This is a genomic window from Arthrobacter sp. AIWTK1 (genome assembly GCF_056680535.1).
On the sequence record NZ_CM155287.1, the window covers coordinates 3,768,376 to 3,785,017 of the forward strand.

At 68.3% G+C, this 16,642-nt stretch carries 17 protein-coding genes; 6 read left to right on the forward strand and 11 right to left on the reverse strand.

The window, feature by feature from the left end; all coding sequences use genetic code 11:
* Positions 1–4 precede the first annotated feature (4 nt).
* Together AC1MDG_RS17295 and AC1MDG_RS17300 are read left to right on the forward strand one after the other, a co-directional pair.
* On the forward strand, positions 5–529 hold the full coding sequence (locus AC1MDG_RS17295) for a hypothetical protein (protein WP_479805490.1): 525 nt from the start codon (positions 5–7) through the stop codon (positions 527–529).
* 73 nt (positions 530–602) lie between these two features.
* Positions 603–1,142, forward strand: coding sequence for a hypothetical protein (locus AC1MDG_RS17300; RefSeq protein ID WP_479805492.1), 540 nt, complete (start codon positions 603–605; stop codon positions 1,140–1,142).
* Between the two features lie 17 nt (positions 1,143–1,159).
* Here AC1MDG_RS17300 and trhO read toward each other — a convergent pair whose 3' ends face one another.
* On the reverse strand, positions 1,160–2,053 hold the full coding sequence (gene trhO, locus AC1MDG_RS17305; protein ID WP_479805494.1) for an oxygen-dependent tRNA uridine(34) hydroxylase TrhO: 894 nt from the start codon (positions 2,051–2,053) through the stop codon (positions 1,160–1,162).
* Between the two features lie 152 nt (positions 2,054–2,205).
* Between trhO and AC1MDG_RS17310 the strand changes: the two genes are divergently transcribed.
* Positions 2,206–2,898, forward strand: a complete 693-nt coding sequence (locus AC1MDG_RS17310) for a GNAT family N-acetyltransferase (RefSeq protein WP_479805496.1) — start codon at positions 2,206–2,208, stop codon at positions 2,896–2,898.
* Between the two features lie 129 nt (positions 2,899–3,027).
* Entirely contained in the window at positions 3,028–5,457 is a 2,430-nt protein-coding gene (locus tag AC1MDG_RS17315) for a DEAD/DEAH box helicase (RefSeq protein WP_479805498.1), read from the forward strand.
* A 101-nt stretch (positions 5,458–5,558) separates the two neighbouring features.
* On the opposite strand, the gene AC1MDG_RS17320 is transcribed toward AC1MDG_RS17315, so the two are convergent.
* From AC1MDG_RS17320 to ssd, 7 genes are all read right to left on the reverse strand, one after another.
* Positions 5,559–5,834, reverse strand: a complete 276-nt coding sequence (locus tag AC1MDG_RS17320) for an Rv3654c family TadE-like protein (protein WP_479805500.1) — start codon at positions 5,832–5,834, stop codon at positions 5,559–5,561.
* Between the two features lie 161 nt (positions 5,835–5,995).
* Positions 5,996–6,403, reverse strand: a complete 408-nt coding sequence (locus AC1MDG_RS17325) for a TadE family type IV pilus minor pilin (protein ID WP_479805501.1) — start codon at positions 6,401–6,403, stop codon at positions 5,996–5,998.
* A 164-nt stretch (positions 6,404–6,567) separates the two neighbouring features.
* Positions 6,568–6,861 (reverse strand): DUF4244 domain-containing protein, encoded by a 294-nt coding sequence (locus AC1MDG_RS17330; RefSeq protein WP_043483765.1) that lies wholly within the window; start codon positions 6,859–6,861, stop codon positions 6,568–6,570.
* Between the two features lie 153 nt (positions 6,862–7,014).
* Positions 7,015–7,632 carry a type II secretion system F family protein gene (locus AC1MDG_RS17335; protein WP_479805503.1) on the reverse strand — a complete coding sequence of 206 codons (618 nt, stop codon included), beginning with the start codon at positions 7,630–7,632 and terminating at the stop codon, positions 7,015–7,017.
* Positions 7,629–8,462 (reverse strand): hypothetical protein, encoded by an 834-nt coding sequence (locus tag AC1MDG_RS17340; RefSeq protein WP_479805505.1) that lies wholly within the window; start codon positions 8,460–8,462, stop codon positions 7,629–7,631. The genes AC1MDG_RS17335 and AC1MDG_RS17340 overlap by 4 nt, the downstream gene beginning before the upstream one ends.
* Positions 8,459–9,712 (reverse strand): TadA family conjugal transfer-associated ATPase, encoded by a 1,254-nt coding sequence (locus AC1MDG_RS17345; RefSeq protein ID WP_479809131.1) that lies wholly within the window; start codon positions 9,710–9,712, stop codon positions 8,459–8,461. The genes AC1MDG_RS17340 and AC1MDG_RS17345 overlap by 4 nt, the downstream gene beginning before the upstream one ends.
* Before the next feature lie 23 nt (positions 9,713–9,735).
* Positions 9,736–11,181: a septum site-determining protein Ssd gene (ssd, locus tag AC1MDG_RS17350; protein ID WP_479805507.1), complete on the reverse strand. Its 1,446-nt coding sequence runs from the start codon at positions 11,179–11,181 to the stop codon at positions 9,736–9,738.
* 289 nt (positions 11,182–11,470) lie between these two features.
* Between ssd and AC1MDG_RS17355 the strand changes: the two genes are divergently transcribed.
* Both AC1MDG_RS17355 and AC1MDG_RS17360 read left to right on the forward strand, forming a co-directional pair.
* Positions 11,471–13,177 (forward strand): bifunctional 3'-5' exonuclease/DNA polymerase, encoded by a 1,707-nt coding sequence (locus tag AC1MDG_RS17355; RefSeq protein ID WP_479805508.1) that lies wholly within the window; start codon positions 11,471–11,473, stop codon positions 13,175–13,177.
* 161 nt (positions 13,178–13,338) lie between these two features.
* The gene (locus AC1MDG_RS17360; RefSeq protein WP_052500603.1) at positions 13,339–13,539 is read left to right on the forward strand and encodes a YegP family protein; all 201 of its coding nucleotides are present in this window, start codon (positions 13,339–13,341) and stop codon (positions 13,537–13,539) included.
* 30 nt (positions 13,540–13,569) lie between these two features.
* Here AC1MDG_RS17360 and AC1MDG_RS17365 read toward each other — a convergent pair whose 3' ends face one another.
* The 3 genes from AC1MDG_RS17365 to AC1MDG_RS17375 are packed head-to-tail and all read right to left on the reverse strand — an operon-like array spanning position 13,570 to position 16,566.
* Positions 13,570–14,247: an NUDIX hydrolase gene (locus AC1MDG_RS17365; protein WP_043483779.1), complete on the reverse strand. Its 678-nt coding sequence runs from the start codon at positions 14,245–14,247 to the stop codon at positions 13,570–13,572.
* Positions 14,244–15,038: an endonuclease III gene (gene nth, locus AC1MDG_RS17370; protein WP_479809132.1), complete on the reverse strand. Its 795-nt coding sequence runs from the start codon at positions 15,036–15,038 to the stop codon at positions 14,244–14,246. The genes AC1MDG_RS17365 and nth overlap by 4 nt, the downstream gene beginning before the upstream one ends.
* Before the next feature lie 49 nt (positions 15,039–15,087).
* On the reverse strand, positions 15,088–16,566 hold the full coding sequence (locus AC1MDG_RS17375) for a hypothetical protein (RefSeq protein ID WP_479805509.1): 1,479 nt from the start codon (positions 16,564–16,566) through the stop codon (positions 15,088–15,090).
* Between the last annotated feature and the right edge of the window lie 76 nt (positions 16,567–16,642).

The window sequence follows — 16,642 nt, forward strand, 5'->3', positions numbered from 1 at the left end:
CGCGGTGTTCCTGGTCGCTGCCGTGCTCGCCGCCAGCCTGGCCGGCTCCGAATACGCGAACGACGTCGGGCCGGAGCCGTCCCGCTCCGCTGGCGCGGCGGGCAGCAGTGGCGCAAGCCCCTTGCCGCTGCCTTCCACGGATCCTGAACTTTTGGCGGAATTGGACCGCAACATGGCCGCAGTCGAACTGCTGCTCGCAGATGTCCCCGCGAGTGCGGGCGGGGCTGCCGGAGCCATCAGCGGGCACGGCGGAGCCGGAGGCGGACTGACGTACAACGGCGTACTGACCGGGGCAGGCACGTATACCGTCACGGCCGTCTGCGTGGGGGCGGAGCAGGCGCAACTGGTCGTGACGTCCCGCGGATCCGCCCCGGGCTCCCACGGCATGGACGTGCCCTGCGGGCAACCGGTCAGCCAGCAGGTTGAGTTGGGAACGGGCCCGGTAACCGCCTATATCGTGAGTCCGGAGGAGGGCAGAGTCTACACAGCGGCAGTGGGGGCGGTTCGGATTATGGAGCCCTCGCCCTGACGTCCGGCCGGGGCTGCCGCCGCGCGTCCGGCCGCCTCTGGTTTGGGGGTGGCGGCGGGCCTAGAGTCAGAGTATGCACACCGTGCAGGCACCAAGGGTGCCACGGCGTACGGCCGCGGCGGCCGCCGTCGTGCTTTCCGGTGTGCTGGCCGCCGGAGCGGCGCTGAGCGGTTGCGAGTACGTGTACGACGACGGCCGCGGGCCGCTGCCCACGGCGACGGCGCCGCCCTTCACCGACGCGGCGCTCCCGCAGGACCCGCGGCGGAACCTCCCCGTTACGGGCGCTGAACTGGATGCCTGGGTTGAGCGGGTGCTCCCGGAGACAGCCGGCCAGGTCTTCCACACGGGTTTCGGCCTGCTCAAGGCTGGCACCACACGCCAGGAAAGCACCGGCCAGCTGCCCAGCGGCACGTACTCGCTGACGCTGGCCTGCAAGAGCCCGCGCAGGGTGTCATTCACGGTACGCAACGGGGAACTCGCCCTCGTGGACCTGAGCCTGCGGTGCGGAACGTCAAGGGTGAACGTGGTCCATGTGTCCAACGACGCCATGCTCAGCGTGGAAGTGGCGGCCCAGTCGGCAGCGAACTTCGCCTACCGGATCAGCCGGATCTGAACACCGCGATGCCGAACTTATGCGGCGCAGCCTTCCGGGCAGCGGAGCGTCTCCGGGCTGGAGGCGCAATCCTGGCAGTAGAGCGTGAGCGTGCGGCAGCTCGGGTTGGAACAGTTCTCGAACTTGCTGGTGGGGGCCGAACAGCGGACACACTCGCCGATCGTCTTGGCTTCGTCGCTGAATTCCAGGTGCATGCGCTTGTCGAAGACGTACAGGGACCCTTCCCAGAGGCCCAGGTCCTTGAAGGTCTCGCCGTAGCGGACAATCCCGCCGTCGAGCTGGTAGACCTCCTTGAACCCGCGGTTCACCATGAGGCTCGAAAGCACCTCGCAGCGGATCCCGCCGGTGCAGTAGGTGACCACCGGCTTGTCCTTGAGGGAGTCGTACTTGCCTGACTCGAGTTCCTTGATGAAGTCGTGGGTGGTGGCAACGTCGGGGACGATGGCGTCCTTGAACTTGCCGATCTGCGCTTCAAACGCGTTGCGTCCGTCGAAAAACACCACGTCCTCGCCGTTTTCCTTCTTGGCATCGACCAGCTGGTGGAGTTCCTCGGGCTTGAGATGGGTGCCTCCGCCCACCACTCCATTGGCGTCCACCTTGAGTTCGCCGGGGGCTCCGAAGGAAACGATCTCGTCCCGTACCTTGACGCTGAGCCGGGGGAAGTCCTCCGCTCCGCCGTCGGACCACTTGACGTCAATGCCGTGGAAGCCCTTGTATTCGCGGGTCGTCTTTACGTACTGCTTGACGGCTTTCAGCTCGCCGCCTACCGTCGCGTTGATGCCGTCCTTGGAGATGAGGATGCGTCCGGTCAGGCCCAGCTTTTCGCAGAGGGCGCGCTGCCACAGGCGCACGGCATCGGGGTCGGCGATCGGAGTAAAGCCGTAAAAGAGCACAATTCGGTTCAAAGCCACGTATTTAAGGGTACTTGCTGACCGAAAGCGGCTGAAACGCTGAATCGGGGGCCTTGGCCTCTACCAGCGGCTCCGATCACAATTCAATAAGCAAGAGCACTTCCGGGACCCTACCTCTGTTGCTTGTGTCAGGGCTGGAATACTCTCATCACATGAGCCCAGACGCCATGGTTGAAGACATCACCCGCCTCGTGGAAATCTGGGTGACCGGATGGGCCGGTTGCCGAGGCTACGAGACGCGAACGGAAGGCCGTTTCCCGGCCGCGCTGCGCGCGGACACCACCAAGGAATGGGAGTATTTCGCCCACGATCCCTCGGACACCGAATTCGCCGAGCTTGCCGCCAAGACTGCCGAGGCGCCGGCCAGGATCCTCACCATCCTCACCAACGACGTCGCGCGGTACACCTATCTGGCCCAGCAACATGGCCTGAACGTCACCTCCGCCTCGCAGACCATGATGATCGTGGACATGGAGACGCAGGACTCCGAAGATCCGTGGCTCTCCGATGACGACCTGCAGCTCACCACGTCCAAGGACGACGGCGTCCACCATGCAGTAGTGCGCGCAGGCGAATCCGTGGCTGCGAGCGGCCGCGTGTTCGTGGTTGGACACACGGCCGTGTTCGACAAGATTGTCACCGAACCGGCCTATCAGCGGCGCGGGCTGGGGAGTTTCATCATGAAGGCTTTGGCGGCGCAGGCGTTCGAGCACGATGTGGAAAACGGCCTGCTGCTGGCCTCCCTGGACGGCCAGAAGCTGTACTCGCACCTGGGTTGGACTACCCTGTGCCACGTGCTGATGCTGTCCTCGTCAGACGAAGGCGCCGACCTTTCCGTCGGCTGACACCGCTTCCTTCGGCGGAAACACGCTTCGGCCGGCGCCGTTGGTTGGACCCGGGCAGCCACGCCGGAGTTCTTGGTGCCCGGGCTGCCAGGGGCCGGGCGATTTGAGCCCGGATGAAACAATATTGAAGTGAACCCGCATGACTCCCTGATTCCGCTGCTGGGCCGTGGCCCGGACCCGGAGCAGCTGCGTCATGTCCGCACCATTCCCGCCCGGCAGGCCGTAAACGAGCCGTGGCCGGAATGGGCCCACCCCGATCTCATCAAGGCCTACGGCTCCCTGGGCATCCATGAGCCGTACCGTCACCAGATCGAGGCGGCGAACCTTGCCCACGGCGGGGAACATGTGGTGATTGCCACCGGCACCGCCTCCGGTAAGTCGCTGGCGTATCAGCTGCCTGCGCTGGACGCGATCCACCGCTCGGAACTTCGGGTACTTTCGGAGCCGGGAAAGATCCACGACGACGGCGCCGTGGCCTTGTACCTCTCCCCCACCAAGGCGCTGGCCGCCGATCAGCTTGCCGCCATCCGCTCGCTCAGGCTCCCGACTGTCAGGGCCGAAACGTACGACGGCGACACCGACCCGGCGTCACGGCGCTGGATCCGGGACCACGCAAACCTCATTCTGGCCAACCCCGACATGCTGCACTTCGGCATCCTGCCCAACCACGCCTGGTGGGCCAGCTTCTTCCGCCGGCTCAAATACGTGATCGTGGACGAGGCCCACAGCTACCGCGGCGTCTTCGGGTCCCACGTGGCCAACCTGATGCGCCGGTTGCGGCGAATCTGCGCCTATTACAGCACCAGCACGTCCCAGCCTGGTCCGGTGTTCATCGCGGCATCGGCCACGGCGTCCGAGCCGGGAACGTCCTTCGGGCGGCTCATCGGTGCGCCGGTCCGGGCCGTGTCCGAGGATTCCTCACCGCACGGCTCCACCACCGTGGCTTTCTGGGAACCTGCCCTCACTGAACTACGCGGCGAGAACGGTGCCAAGGAACGCAGAACCGCCGTGGCCGAAACCGCTGACCTGCTGGCGAACCTGGTCTCCTCCCGGATCCGGACCATCGCGTTCATCAAGTCCCGGCGCGGGGCCGAGACCATCTCAGCGATCACCAAGCGGCTCCTGGACGAGGTGGATCCCAGCCTGCCCCAACGTGTTGCCGCCTACCGTTCCGGCTACCTTCCCGAGGAGCGGCGGGCGCTGGAGAAGGCCCTGAGGTCAGGGGAACTCCTGGGCGTCTCCAGCACCTCCGCCCTTGAACTCGGCATCGACATCTCCGGGCTCGACGCCGTCCTGGTTGCCGGCTGGCCCGGCACCAGGGCTTCCCTCTTCCAGCAGATCGGCCGGGCGGGGCGCGCCGGCCAGGACGCCATCGCTGCTTTCGTGGCCAGCGATGACCCGCTGGACACCTACCTGGTGAACCACCCGGAAGCCATCTTTGACGTGTCCGTTGAGGCCACGGTGTTCGATCCCTCCAATCCCTACGTGCTGGGGCCGCACCTGTGTGCCGCCGCAGCTGAACTGCCGCTGGGTTACACGGAGCTTGATCTGTTCGGCCCCACCTCGGAGAAACTCCTCGACCAGCTCGTCGCCCAGGGTTACCTGCGCAAACGTCCCGCCGGCTGGTTCTGGACCCACCCGCAGAGCGCGGCGGCCATGGTGAACCTGAGGGCGGACGGCGGCGGGCCGGTAAGCATTGTCGACGCCGAGACGGGCTCACTGCTCGGCACCATGGACTCGCCGCAAACGCATTACCAGGCCCACACGGGCGCCGTGTACGTGCATCAGGGCGACAGCTATGTGGTGGAGGACCTGAACGAGGCGGACCACTGTGTGATGGTGCGCCGCGCCAACCCCGATTACTACACCACTGCCCGTGACGTGACCCAGATCGAAGTCCTGGAAACGCAGCGGACCGCCCAGTGGGGCGACGTCGCCGTGCACTTCGGGGACGTGAAGGTGACAACACAGGTGGTTTCCTTCCAGCGCAAGGCACTGATTTCGAATGAAATTCTGGGCGAGGAACCGCTGGAGCTGGGCGCCCGGGACCTGTTCACCAAGGCTGTCTGGTTTGTGGTGGACAACCGATCGCTGACGGGGGCGGGCTTGATCGAAGCCCAGTTCCCCGGCGCCCTGCACGCGGCCGAACACGCCGCCATCGGGCTGCTCCCGCTCGTCGCCTCCAGCGACCGCTGGGACATCGGCGGGGTATCAACCGCCATTCACGCCGACACCGGGGTGCCCACGATCTTCGTGTACGACGGGCACCCCGGTGGCGCGGGCTTTGCCGAACGCGGCTTCGACAAGGCCAAGGTGTGGCTTTCCGCGACCCGTGACGCCATCGCGGCCTGCGAGTGCGACGCAGGCTGCCCGTCCTGTGTCCAGTCGCCCAAGTGCGGCAACAAGAACAACCCGCTGGACAAGGCGGCGGCGATCACCTTGATAGACGTACTTCTGAAGGACTCCACCGAGCAGCCCGCCGAGCAGCCGCATGCTGAACTGGCGACGGGTGCCCAGGCCGAGGCTGCCCGGCCGGCGGAGCACGCCGCCCGGTTCTGAGCAGGGCTCTCATGGGTGCCCGGTCAGCAGGGCTCTCATGGGCGCCCGGTCAGCAGGGCTCTCATGGGCGCCCGGTCAGCAGGGCTCTCATGGGTGCCCGGTCACGGAGGAGGCCCCGCCCGTGCGTGACCGGTGGCTGCGCCGACCATACTTCGGTTCAGGAGTTCCGTTCGGACCTCCACGGTGTCATTTCCCCCTTCCGAGCAACTGGTTATCTTCGCACCTTGCCGACCCGCAACATCGGCCGCAACGGAGCATGGCACGCCCTGGCTGATCCCCCGCAACGCGTCGGCTGCCGCCAGCGCCGCGAGGTCTGCGGCCGACGCCGCCCTGGACGCCATCACGGCGGACTGGGCCAGGAGCAGCATTAGCGCCATGGCTACAATCACCACTAGTCCGAGCCCGGCGGCAAGGACCGTTCCGGATCCACGTTCATTGGTCCGCCCCCGCTCGCCAGCCTCCGGTCCGCGCACTGCCACATGCCGTGATGCCGCATTTCCCGGTTCCGGATAGCCCGGTTTTCGGTGCCGCGGCGGCTTCACGAGGCCGCGGCTTCCGGACGCCGTTCCCACGCCTGTCCGGCTCGTGCCGGTGCGGGCCAGGCCTCCGCCGGCGGGACGCCTGCGGACTCGGCGGTTTCGCTCCGGGCAGTCTCGCTCCGGGCCAGGGCCCGGGCTGACAGTGCCCACGGCACGACGGACCCGACGGGACCGGAGACCCTGTCTGAAACCGTGACACTGAGCCATTCACCCTCAGCCACGACCACCGATGATGCCGAGGCCCCGGCGAGGTGCCGGACGATCCCTTCCACGGCTCCGGGGTCTTCCCCGCGCGCCAGTGCCCTGGCCCCGGCCCGTGCCGCTTCTTCGAGCCGCAGCTGGGTAATCCCGGCCGCCGATCCCGCGAGCAGGAGTGCAAGGAGAAGGAGGACCGCCGGCAACGCCACCGCGAATTCCGCGGTGACAGCTCCACGGTCCTTCCCCGAACCGCCGGGCCCCGGACCTCGCAATCCCGCGCCCGGCAACCGCAAACCGCTGGACCCGGACCAGCTATGTCCCCGAACGCCGGGCTTCTTCATCGCCGGCATCCGCTGCCGGCGCACCGCCGGCGTCATGGCAACGCCAGCGCCGTCCGGATGAGGTTCAGCAGGAAACCCCGGACTTCGTCACTGCGAAGGATGAACACCAGGATCCCGGCGAAACCCACGGCCGCCAAGGTGGCGATGGCGTATTCCGCGGTAGCCATTCCCACCTCGGATCCCATGAGCCGTCCGCGCGTCCGGCCGGAGACGGGCGCCGCGTCCCGGGCGCCGGGAAAGATTTCCAGGACTTCCGCGTCCTCGTGGCCGGTCTGCGCGGCGGCCCCGGACTGGGCATACTGACGGTGGTTGGAGGTGATTGACATGGCAGTTCCTTTCATTGGTTTCCGGCTGACTTGCCGGCTGGTTCGACTCTCCCGGCCCGGCCGGAAGGAATTAAGTGCGAGGTTCGGCTAAGTGGAAAAGCCCGGAAAGTCGCGGCTGTGGAGGAACACTCGTCCCCACGCGGGACCCCTCCGTCAGCTTCCGGACGGAAGCATCGCCAGTAGCACGGGCACCACGCCAAGGCAGACGAAAGCGGGCAGGGAGCAGAGCCCGAGCGGGACAACCAGCCTGACGCCGAGGGCGGCCGCACGCTTTTCCGCTGCCCGGAAGCGTTCCCGTCGCAGCCTTGCTGCCTGGGCGTAGAGAATGGCAGACGACGGCGCCCCAGTCAGGGCGGCAAAGCCGAGGGCCTGCCTCAGGACCAGCAGCTCCGGAGTCCGGGACTCGGAACTGCGCCACGCTGTTTCCCAGTCGGCCCCGATGGCCAGGGCGGCCACCACGGGCCGGAGCGATTCGTGATACTCCGGGGAGGCTGAATCCGCGACGAGTTCCAAGGCTCGACCGATCCCCGAACCGGCGTCCAGCATGGCCCCGATCAGTTCAAGCATCATGGCGGTGTCGCTCAGGCCGTCCCCCGCCCGAAGATCCGGCCGAGCCGCTGGCGCGTCGTCGCCGTTCCTTCCGTTGTCCACCCGCATACGACTTCGCCGAAGAAGCCTCCTGTGCGCGCTGCCGCGTCCCGTCAAGGCCAGTGCGGCGGCAGCGGCCAGCACAAGTGCCATGACCACCGACGGCAGCCATTCCGCCGTCATGGTGTTCCGATGGCAGAGCGGACCAGCCTGGCGGACCAGATCCGGCCGGCCACGGTCAGCGCTACGCCGGCGGCGAGCGCAGCCATCCCAAACGGCGTGCCAAGCAGGATGGACAGCGGATCCACGCCGAGGGCGGCTCCGAGCCCCAGACCCAGCAGCGGAAGCCAGGTCAGGAGGGTGACGGTGGCCTTCGGCCCAGCCAGGGCGGTCTGGCGGGCGGCTTCGGCGTCGTCCTCCACTTCCAGCTGCGCTGCCAGGCGGCTCAGGACGTCCGCCAGCGGGCAGCCGCTCGCCTCCGCAATGTCGAAACAGGCCGCGAGATCGCCCCAGATTCGACGTTCGCGGCTTTTGCTTCCCCGGAAGGCGGCGGAGGACGCCGCCCGGATGGCGTCCGCTGCGGGAGAACCTCGCATGGCGGCAGCCCGGGCCACCGACAGCATCGACAACGACGCAGGGGTGAGCGACGATCCGTCAGCGGGTCCGTCGCCTGATCGGCCGTCCGTGGCGTAGACCATCCAGAGTTCATCCCACAGCTTTGACGGTGTTCGGCCTCCTTTGAGCAGTGCGGCCAATTGCTGGACCACCACCGTCATAGGCACGCAATGCTCTGGCTGGCGCGACTTTCCGGGCCAGATGGCGCGCCGGGCCCCTGACGCGCCGCGCCGGCCGCCCTTGCCGGTGCCGCTGCCCGAACCTCGGGCACCTCCCCTGTCCCACGACTCGGGATGCCCGGTTTTCAGTGCTTTGCGGATCCTTCCTGAGCGGCCGCCGGGCGGCCGGGCAACGAGCCACGCAGCAAGTGCCAGCGCTGTAACGAACAGGACCATCATGCGCCTCCCCCGGACGCTGGTCCCCTCGGTCCCGCACCGTGCTCCGCAGCGCCGGATTCGTCAATGCCCAGCCGTCGGGCCAGCTTTGGCCACGAGGGCCCCAGGCTGACCGTACCCTCGTGCGCAGCCACGGCGACCGAGACCTCCAGTCCGAGGTGGCCGTCCTCAACCACGCCGATGCATGCCACGTGGCGGACCCCGCGGGACCGCTCAACATGCACCACGACGTCCAAGGCGCTGGCAACCTGCAGACGCATGGCGTCCTGGCCCATTCCGGCGAGGGCCCCCAGCGCCGTAAGCCGGGCAGGAACGGCTGCGGCTGTGTTGGCGTGGATGGTTCCGCCGCCCCCGGTGTGTCCGGTGTTCATGGCCGTCAGCAGTTCCCGGACTTCGGCTCCGCGGCATTCCCCAACCACCAGACGGTCCGGCCTCATCCGGAGGGCCTGGCGGACGAGTTCGGCAAGGTCCACCGCACCGCCGCCTTCGAGGTTTCCATGCCTCGATTCAAGCGACACCACGTGCGGGTGGACAGGGTTCAGTTCCGAAGCGTCCTCGATCAGGACGAGCCGTTCGCCGGGCTGGCTCAGACCCAGCAGCGTTGAGAGGAGGGTGGTCTTCCCCGACCCGGTGGCACCACTGATCAGGAAGCTCAGGCGCCGGGAAACCACGCGTTCCAGCACGTCCTGGATCAAGGAGCCAAACATGCCGCCGGCGCGGAGCTCGTCCAGCGTGAACACCTCGTGACGGCGGATCCGGACGCTCAGAAGCGTCCCGGCAGTCGAGATAGGCGGCAGGACCGCGTGGATCCGGTATCCGGCTTCGAGCCTGACGTCCACGCAGGGGGAGCCATCGTCAAGGCGCCGCCCGCCTGCCGCCACGAGACGGGCCGCCAACGAACGGACTTCGTTTTCAGAGGAGAATGACACCGCCGCCTGCTCCAGGCCGTTTCCGCGGTCCAGCCAGACGGAGTCCGGGGCGTTGACGAAGATGTCCGTCACTGATGGATCCCTGGTCAGCACCTGCAGGGGTCCCAACCCGTTGAGCTCGGCGCTGATCCGTTCGACGGCGGCCAGCGACCCTGCGGTGCCCAAGAGTCTGCCCGTGGCTTGGACCGCCGCGGCCACGCGGGACGGAGTCACGGGACCGGAATCTGCCATCACCGATTCCCGGACCGATTCGAGGAGCCCGGCGTCCAAGGCACTGTTGTGCCGCCGCCTTAGGCCTCCGGCGGGACCCGGAAACCGGGACATCCCGGGCGGTTGCGAAGGCGTGCTCACGGGAACTCACCACCCAGGAGGTCCAAAACCGACGCGGCGAACCGGCGCACGGTGCGCCGGCGTCCCGTTTCCAACAGGCGGCCGAGCTCCGTGGCGTTGGCCGTGCCCTTTACTTCCGGGACAAGTCCCTGCAGGGGCAGCCCCACGGATTCCGCGATCAGTGGCCCGTCCAGGACAGCCCCCGCTTTGCCCCTGATCACCAGCGCCGTGTCCACCGGCGGAAGTTCCTGCAGCAGCCTGGCGGAAGAAACGGCGGCCTTCAGCTGCGCGGGGGCCACCACCAGGATGCGGTCGCAGTCCCAGGCGAACGTCCGCAGCGGCTCCGTTCCGCGGCCGATATCCACGAGGACCAGTTCGTAGCCCCGCCGGGCGGCATCGAGGACACCGCCCACGGTGGCCGCCTCCACACCTTTCTGACGTTCACGGCTGCCTGGCCAGGACAGGAAGGAGAACCCGCCCGCCACGGGCAGGGCGTCGGACAGTTGCTCGGGATCGATGCTCCCGCTCGCCTCGGATAGGTCTGTCCACCGAAGGCCGGGTGATTCCTCGGCGGCCAGGGCGAGTTCCAGGCCGCCGCCCCAGGGATCGCCGTCGATCAACAGGACGCGCGCTCCCCACTCCGCGGCAGCCTGGGCGATCCAGATCGCAGCGGTGGTGGCACCGGCTCCCCCGCACCCGCCTGTCACGCCCAGGACGAGCCCGCCGGCTTCCGGTGACCGGGAACGGCTGAGGTATTCGGCCAGCCACGCGGCCGCATCCGGGAGAACCGCGACGCGTTCAGCACCCAGGGCGGCGGCAAGGTGCCAGAGGCTGTCGCCCTCACCGCCCAGGCCAACGAGCACGGCGGGTGCCCGGCGGCGGGGCGGCAACTCTCGGATATCGCTGCCCACGAGTACTACGGCTGCGGTGTCCCAGAACGGGGCGGCTTCCGTGGCATCGGCTGCGACGCGAAGCTGGCCGCCGGCTGCGGCCACGATCCGTTCAACCTCGCCGCGCAGGAAATCGAAGCCCGTTACCAGAAGCGTTTCCGCCGACTCGGCCGGAAGCCATGCGCCGGGAGCCCGCGCCGCCGGCGTAGCCTTCGCGGCGGTACCGGCACGGTCTGCCGTCCGGGCCCGGGCTGGCCGCCTGCCCGCAGCAGGTTGCCGCCCGGGCGCCTGCCGCCCGCGCATCCGCCGCGCCCGTGTCTGCTGTTCTCCCGCCTCCGTGTCAGTCCCGTTCCGTTCCCGGGGCTGGCTTCCGCGCGCGGCGCCCGCACCTCCCGGCGGTGCAGCCCGCGCGGCACGGCGTGCCGCCCTGGCCGGATCCGGAGGCCCTGAAGCCGGTCCGGACGGCGGACGGGCACCTCCGCCGGAGGACCTCACGGGGGCCTGGCCGCCGAGATCCCGCGTGACTTCCGGCGTCGGTTCCGGCATGGGTTCCTGAAGATGCTGCCTGCTCATCCTGCCACTGTGCCGACCCGCCGGCCCGTCCGACAGATCCCCGGCGAGCCATGTGGACAACCTCCTGCCCCGTGAGCCTGTGGAGGGGCAGTGCCCCACCGGACCTGCCAAGGCCCCGACCCGGACGGAAGCTGTCCGCACGGGCCCGCTGAAGCCAGGGCGCCAGCCGCCCTGGCGCCGGCCGCGCATCTGGCGCCGGCCCCGCACCTGCGCCCGGCCACACAGGCTCACGGGCCCAAGAGCCCGTCGGGGGCGCAGGCATGTCACTCCACAGGGCAGAATTAGGACTATGTACCTGCTGCTGTCCGCCCACGCCGACGGCGCAGCCCTCCAGGAACTCGTCGCAGACGGCTCCGCTAACCCGGCAAACCCCAAACCGCGCCTCGTCAGCGCCGGCGAGCTGGCCGGCGTCGTACGTGAACTCGAAAAGCGGCGCCCGCGCTGGATCTGGCACCGGACGCAGGACTGGTACCCTGCGCTGCTGGCGGCGGGGGTTGAGCTGGAACGCTGCTACGACCTCACGCTCTGCGGCGCCATCCTGGCCCATTCCGAGTTCACCGCCCACACTGCCTACGCCCGGAACGCGGACAAACTCACCCAGGATGACGACTCGCAGCAGCCGCCCCGCAGCCTGCAGCCGCCGCCCCAGCCGGCACACCAGGGGGCGCTCTTCGAGGACTCAGGACTCAGCCGGGCACCAAAACATTCGCTGGAGGAGCTGCGCACCGAGTACGCCGCCCAGCAGGAGGCACTGGGCCAGGCGAGCACGGACGCGAACCGCAGGCAGCGCCTCCAGCTGCTCCTCGCCGCTGAATCCGCCGGCGCCATGATCGCCGCGGAAATGCAGCACACCGGTGTGCCGTGGCGGGAAGAACTGCACGAACAGATCCTGGCGGACTACCTGGGACCGCGCCCGCCCCTGGGCCACCGGCCCGCGAAGCTCGAGGCGCTGAACTCCGAGCTCCGCAGGCTCCTGAACTCGCCAAGCCTCAACCCGGATTCGCCGCAGGAACTCATGCGCGCCCTGCACCGGAACGGCATCGAGGTGAAGACCACCCGGCAATGGGAGCTGAAGGAGTCCAGCCATCCGGCCATCGAACCGCTCCTCGCCTACAAGAAGCTGGCACGGCTGCATGCGGCCAACGGCTGGGCCTGGCTGGACGCCTGGGTGAACCATGGCCGCTTCCGGCCCGAGTATGTGGTGGGAGGTGTCGTCTCCGGGCGATGGGCGTCGCGCGGCGGCGGTGCACTGCAGATTCCGCGCCAGATCCGCGGCGCCGTGCACGCCGATCCCGGCCACAAACTCATCGTGGCTGACGCCTCGCAACTCGAGCCGCGGGTCCTGGTTGCCCTGGCCCAGGACTCCAAAATGGCCGAAGCAGCCCGGGACAAGGACCTCTACGCCGGCATCGCAGCACAGGGATTCGGCGGTGACCGGGCCAAAGCAAAGGTGGCCCTGCTCGGTGCCATCTACGGGGCCACCACCGGCGAATCCGGGCGCCTCATGCCGCAGCTGACCCGCACGTACCCCCGCGCCGTCGGCTTCGTGGAACAGGCCGCCCGGGAGGGTGAAGGGGGTGGAACGGTCACCTCCAGGCTGGGCCGCAGCAGCCCGCCGCCGTCGGACCGCTGGCTGCAGAGCCAGAAATCCACCACCGCTGAGGAACAGCGGAGGGCGGACGCGGTTGCCCGCTCCCGCGGGCGGTTCACGCGCAACTTCGTGGTCCAGGGGTCGGCGGCAGACTGGGCTGCCTGCTGGCTGGCGGAATTACGACGGCGGCTCCGCGCCATGCGGTCGGCCGGCGGACCCGGCGGCGAGCTGGTGTTCTTCCTCCATGACGAAGTGATGGTCCACTGCCCTGAAGACTCGGTGGATGCCTGCATCCGGGCGATCGAGGAGGCCGCCGCGGCCGCCAAGGAACTGCTGTTCGGCCGGATTCCGGTGGAATTCCCGGTGAGCGTGGCAGTGGTGGACTCCTACGACAGGGCGAAGTAGGTCCTGTAAGTCGCGCTCTGTAACCTACCTGCGGGTAGCTTTGTGAACCGTCTCACCTCCCGGTTAGGCTCAATTAGCCGGTTCGCAGCAGTGGCAGTGCAGCACCCGATACAGAACCGGCCGATGCAATGACGCATGGAGACTTGGGGAGGCAGCACAAAGTGGCTGGAACATTCGAAATTATCAACGCCGAAGAAGAAGCTTTCTACTTCCGGCTCAAGGCCGACGACGGCACGGTAGTGGCGGTTTCGCCACGGTTCAAAACACTCAAGGGAGTCGTCGCAGGCATCAACGCCGTCCGTGAGAGCGCGGCCACGGGGCTTGTCGTGAACCGGGGCCGGAGGGAACTGGCCTCCGGATAGCCCTTGACCCCGGCGCCCGTCACCGGGCGCTCACACATCGATCTGGTGCAACCTCGTCCGGTCCCAGGGGACGGACCAGCCCAGGTGATCGAAAAGTTCGTTCAGGATCATCCCGGTGAACCCCCAGACCACCACCCTGTTCACCACAAAGGCGGGGCTCAGGAACGACTGGCCGGCCCGGCTGACCGTGGCCATCACCCGGTTGTCGGGATCCAGAAGGTCCCGGACGGGGACCCGGAAAACCTGGGCCGATTCGCCGTAGTCCACCACCCGGACGGGCGAAGGCGAGTGCCACCAGGCCAGGACGGGCGTCACCAGGAAATTCCCGCGGGGCAGGGCCAGCTGCGGCATGGCACCCAGTACTTCCACACCAGCCGAGTCCAGCCCGGTTTCCTCTTCGGCTTCGCGAAGGGCTGCTTCAATGGGCGTCTCGCCCGGATCGATCCCGCCGCCTGGAAACGCCACCTGGCCGGGGTGATCGTCCAAGGTGTGGGCGCGTTCCAGCAGCAGGACATCGAGGTCAGCCGGGGCCAACGGCTTTCCTGAAGCAGCCGGGACGTTATCGAGGGCACCAAACAGCATCAGTACGGCGGCCTTGCGGGCAACGGCGTTGTCCACGGTGAGATCGCGCCAGTAGGGATTGCGCGCCGGGCCGCTCCCGGCTTCGATGGCGGCAATGAGGTCCGCGAGGTCCTGGCGGGCGGTCATTTCCCCCGCTTTTGTGATTCCATCCGGATTTCCGCAGCCCGGTGTGTTTCCGCCAGCAGCTGCGCCAGAAGCACTTCCTGCCCGGGTGCGAGCTCGTATTTGAGCAGCTTGCGGGCCTTCTCCGGATCCGTCTCCCCTGCCCCGTAGCTGGGGCACCATGTAGCCACCGCGCACGCGCCGCAGGCGGGCTTCCGCGCATGGCACACGCGGCGTCCATGAAACACCACCCGGTGCGAGAGCATGGTCCAGTCCCGCGGTTCGAACAGCTCTGCCACGTCGGCTTCAACACGGACGGGATCGTCCGATTCGGTCCAGCCGAAGCGCCGGGCAAGCCGGCCGAAGTGCGTGTCCACGGTGATTCCGGGGATGCCGAATGCGTTGCCCAGCACCACGTTGGCGGTTTTCCGGCCCACGCCGGGCAGCGTTACCAGGTCCTGTAGCCGGGGCGGCACTTCACCGTCGTACTCGTCCACCAGCCGGTTGCACAGAGCCATGACGTTCCTCGCCTTTGCCCGGAAGAACCCTGTGGGCTTGAGGATCACTTCGAGCTCGGCGGGGTCGGCTTCAGCCATGCTTCGGGCATCCGGATAGCGGGCGAACAGCATCGGCGTGATCTGGTTGACCACCACATCGGTGGTCTGGGCCGAGAGCACAGTGGCCACCAGGAGCTCAAAGGGGCTGCGGAAGTCCAGCTCGGCATGCGCGTAAGGGTACAGCTCCGCGAGCGCCCGGTTGATCCTGCGTGCGCGCCGCTTGAGCGCCAGCAGTGATTCCCCGGACGACCGCGGCATGATGCTGCCCGGCTTCGGAGTGCCGGAAAAAGTGGCCACCGGCGGCCGGCTAGCCGCGCTCGATGTTACTGAGGTCGCGCAGCACGCCCACCCGGCCATCAGTGTGCTGGACCAGGAATTCGTGACCCCGGTCCTCCAGCGCAAGAACCCACCCGCCGGGTTCGATCACGAAAGCGGGCATGCCCGTCCGCTCGTCGACGGCAGTGCGCGGCTGGGCAACAGCGAACCAGAACGCCTCGTGGACCGGCTGATCCTCGTGTTCCTCAGGCCGGCTGTAGGGGTCGACGGTGGCACCGATGGGCTCTTGCGACTTCACCTGGGGGTTCAGCATCGTCTCAGCGGGAGCCGAGGTTGACGCCACGGCACCCGCGGCCGCTGCGGAAGGAGCCACGGCCTCGGACACCCGGCCGGAGGCGGGAACTGCCCCTGCCTGCGTGGCCTCCGGTGCGGAAGGAGCGGCGGCGGCGGCCTGCGTCCGCACTGCAGCGGAAGGAACGACGTCGGCTGCCTGCGTTCTGGGCGACGTGTCGGTGACGCGGCTGGCAGCCGCAGCACCTACCGCCGCCGCCCCCGTGGCGACGGCAGCGTTGTTGCCGACCGCATGGCCCGAGGACGCGGCGGCGCCAGCGGCAGCTGCGGGCACAGCGTCACCCTGCCTGACAGCGTCATGCTGCGTCGGCTCCTGCCGGGCTGTTCCCTGCGGGGTTGCGGCACGCGCTGCGTCAGCGGCCGAAGCCCCGGCGTAAGGGCGGTCGCCGCTTGGCACCGGGCTTCCGGCAGCATCCGCGCCACCGGCCGCAGCGCCGGTGCCAGGCGCAGCGCCGGTGCCACCCGCGCCGCCAGCCGCAGCACCGGCCGTCAGCCGCTTCGACCAACCGGCCAGCGCGCTGGAGCCCGGGTCCTTCGCCGGTTTGGACTCCTTCGGGGCGCTGGGCTTGCGGAACGGCACCGCGGACTCACGGGCCACAACATGCGCCGGAACCTCGGCACGGTCCAGGAAGTCGCCGGCGAAGAAGGGGATGAACCGTGCCAGCACGGTGGCCGCGAAAAGCCCCACGGATCCGATCAGTCCCACCAGCATGACCGGGATGAATTCCTGGGCGGCCGACAGGAAGAAGAAGCCCAGCGCAAATGAGGCCACCACGGAGGCAAACTGGTCGATGGACAGGGACCCGACCCGCACCCTGGATTCGGGGCTCAAGCGGCGGGCCACGAAGAGGGCGGTCACAATCAGGGGCAGGATGATCCCCAGGCCGAGGAAGAAAAGGTTGCCCAGGTTCCACAGGTTGTACCGGGAGGCGAACATCGGGATCAGCGACGCGACAAACAGAAGAAGCGTCGATGCGAAGACGGTGACGTCCCGCACGGTGAACGGGCCAAGGACCGTTTCGTTCTTCTGTGCCGTCAGCCTGCTTCCCGAGGGCTTGGACCCGTCGGCGCTTGCCGGCGTGCCGGAATTCGCCGGGCCGGCCGCCTGACCGGGATGCTGATGGACGGCTTTGTGCTGTCCATGGCTTTGCTGGTTCATTCTGTTCTCCTTAGCATGGCGGCGCCCTGGACGGCGCCTCCTAACGGCAGGCAGAAACCGGACCGCAAGCGGTCCT

What these genes read in the sequence shown, in the direction of transcription:
- AC1MDG_RS17300 (WP_479805492.1), top strand. Translation starts at nt 603, where the DNA reads ATGCACACCGTGCAGGCACCAAGGGTGCCACGGCGTACGGCCGCGGCG.
- AC1MDG_RS17310 (WP_479805496.1), top strand. Translation starts at nt 2,206, where the DNA reads ATGAGCCCAGACGCCATGGTTGAAGACATCACCCGCCTCGTGGAAATC.
- AC1MDG_RS17320 (WP_479805500.1), bottom strand. Translation starts at nt 5,834, where the DNA reads ATGGCGCTAATGCTGCTCCTGGCCCAGTCCGCCGTGATGGCGTCCAGG.
- AC1MDG_RS17330 (WP_043483765.1), bottom strand. Translation starts at nt 6,861, where the DNA reads ATGTCAATCACCTCCAACCACCGTCAGTATGCCCAGTCCGGGGCCGCC.
- AC1MDG_RS17335 (WP_479805503.1), bottom strand. Translation starts at nt 7,632, where the DNA reads ATGACGGCGGAATGGCTGCCGTCGGTGGTCATGGCACTTGTGCTGGCC.
- AC1MDG_RS17340 (WP_479805505.1), bottom strand. Translation starts at nt 8,462, where the DNA reads ATGATGGTCCTGTTCGTTACAGCGCTGGCACTTGCTGCGTGGCTCGTT.
- AC1MDG_RS17345 (WP_479809131.1), bottom strand. Translation starts at nt 9,712, where the DNA reads ATGTCCCGGTTTCCGGGTCCCGCCGGAGGCCTAAGGCGGCGGCACAAC.
- ssd (WP_479805507.1), bottom strand. Translation starts at nt 11,181, where the DNA reads ATGAGCAGGCAGCATCTTCAGGAACCCATGCCGGAACCGACGCCGGAA.
- AC1MDG_RS17355 (WP_479805508.1), top strand. Translation starts at nt 11,471, where the DNA reads ATGTACCTGCTGCTGTCCGCCCACGCCGACGGCGCAGCCCTCCAGGAA.
- AC1MDG_RS17365 (WP_043483779.1), bottom strand. Translation starts at nt 14,247, where the DNA reads ATGACCGCCCGCCAGGACCTCGCGGACCTCATTGCCGCCATCGAAGCC.
- nth (WP_479809132.1), bottom strand. Translation starts at nt 15,038, where the DNA reads ATGCCGCGGTCGTCCGGGGAATCACTGCTGGCGCTCAAGCGGCGCGCA.
- AC1MDG_RS17375 (WP_479805509.1), bottom strand. Translation starts at nt 16,566, where the DNA reads ATGAACCAGCAAAGCCATGGACAGCACAAAGCCGTCCATCAGCATCCC.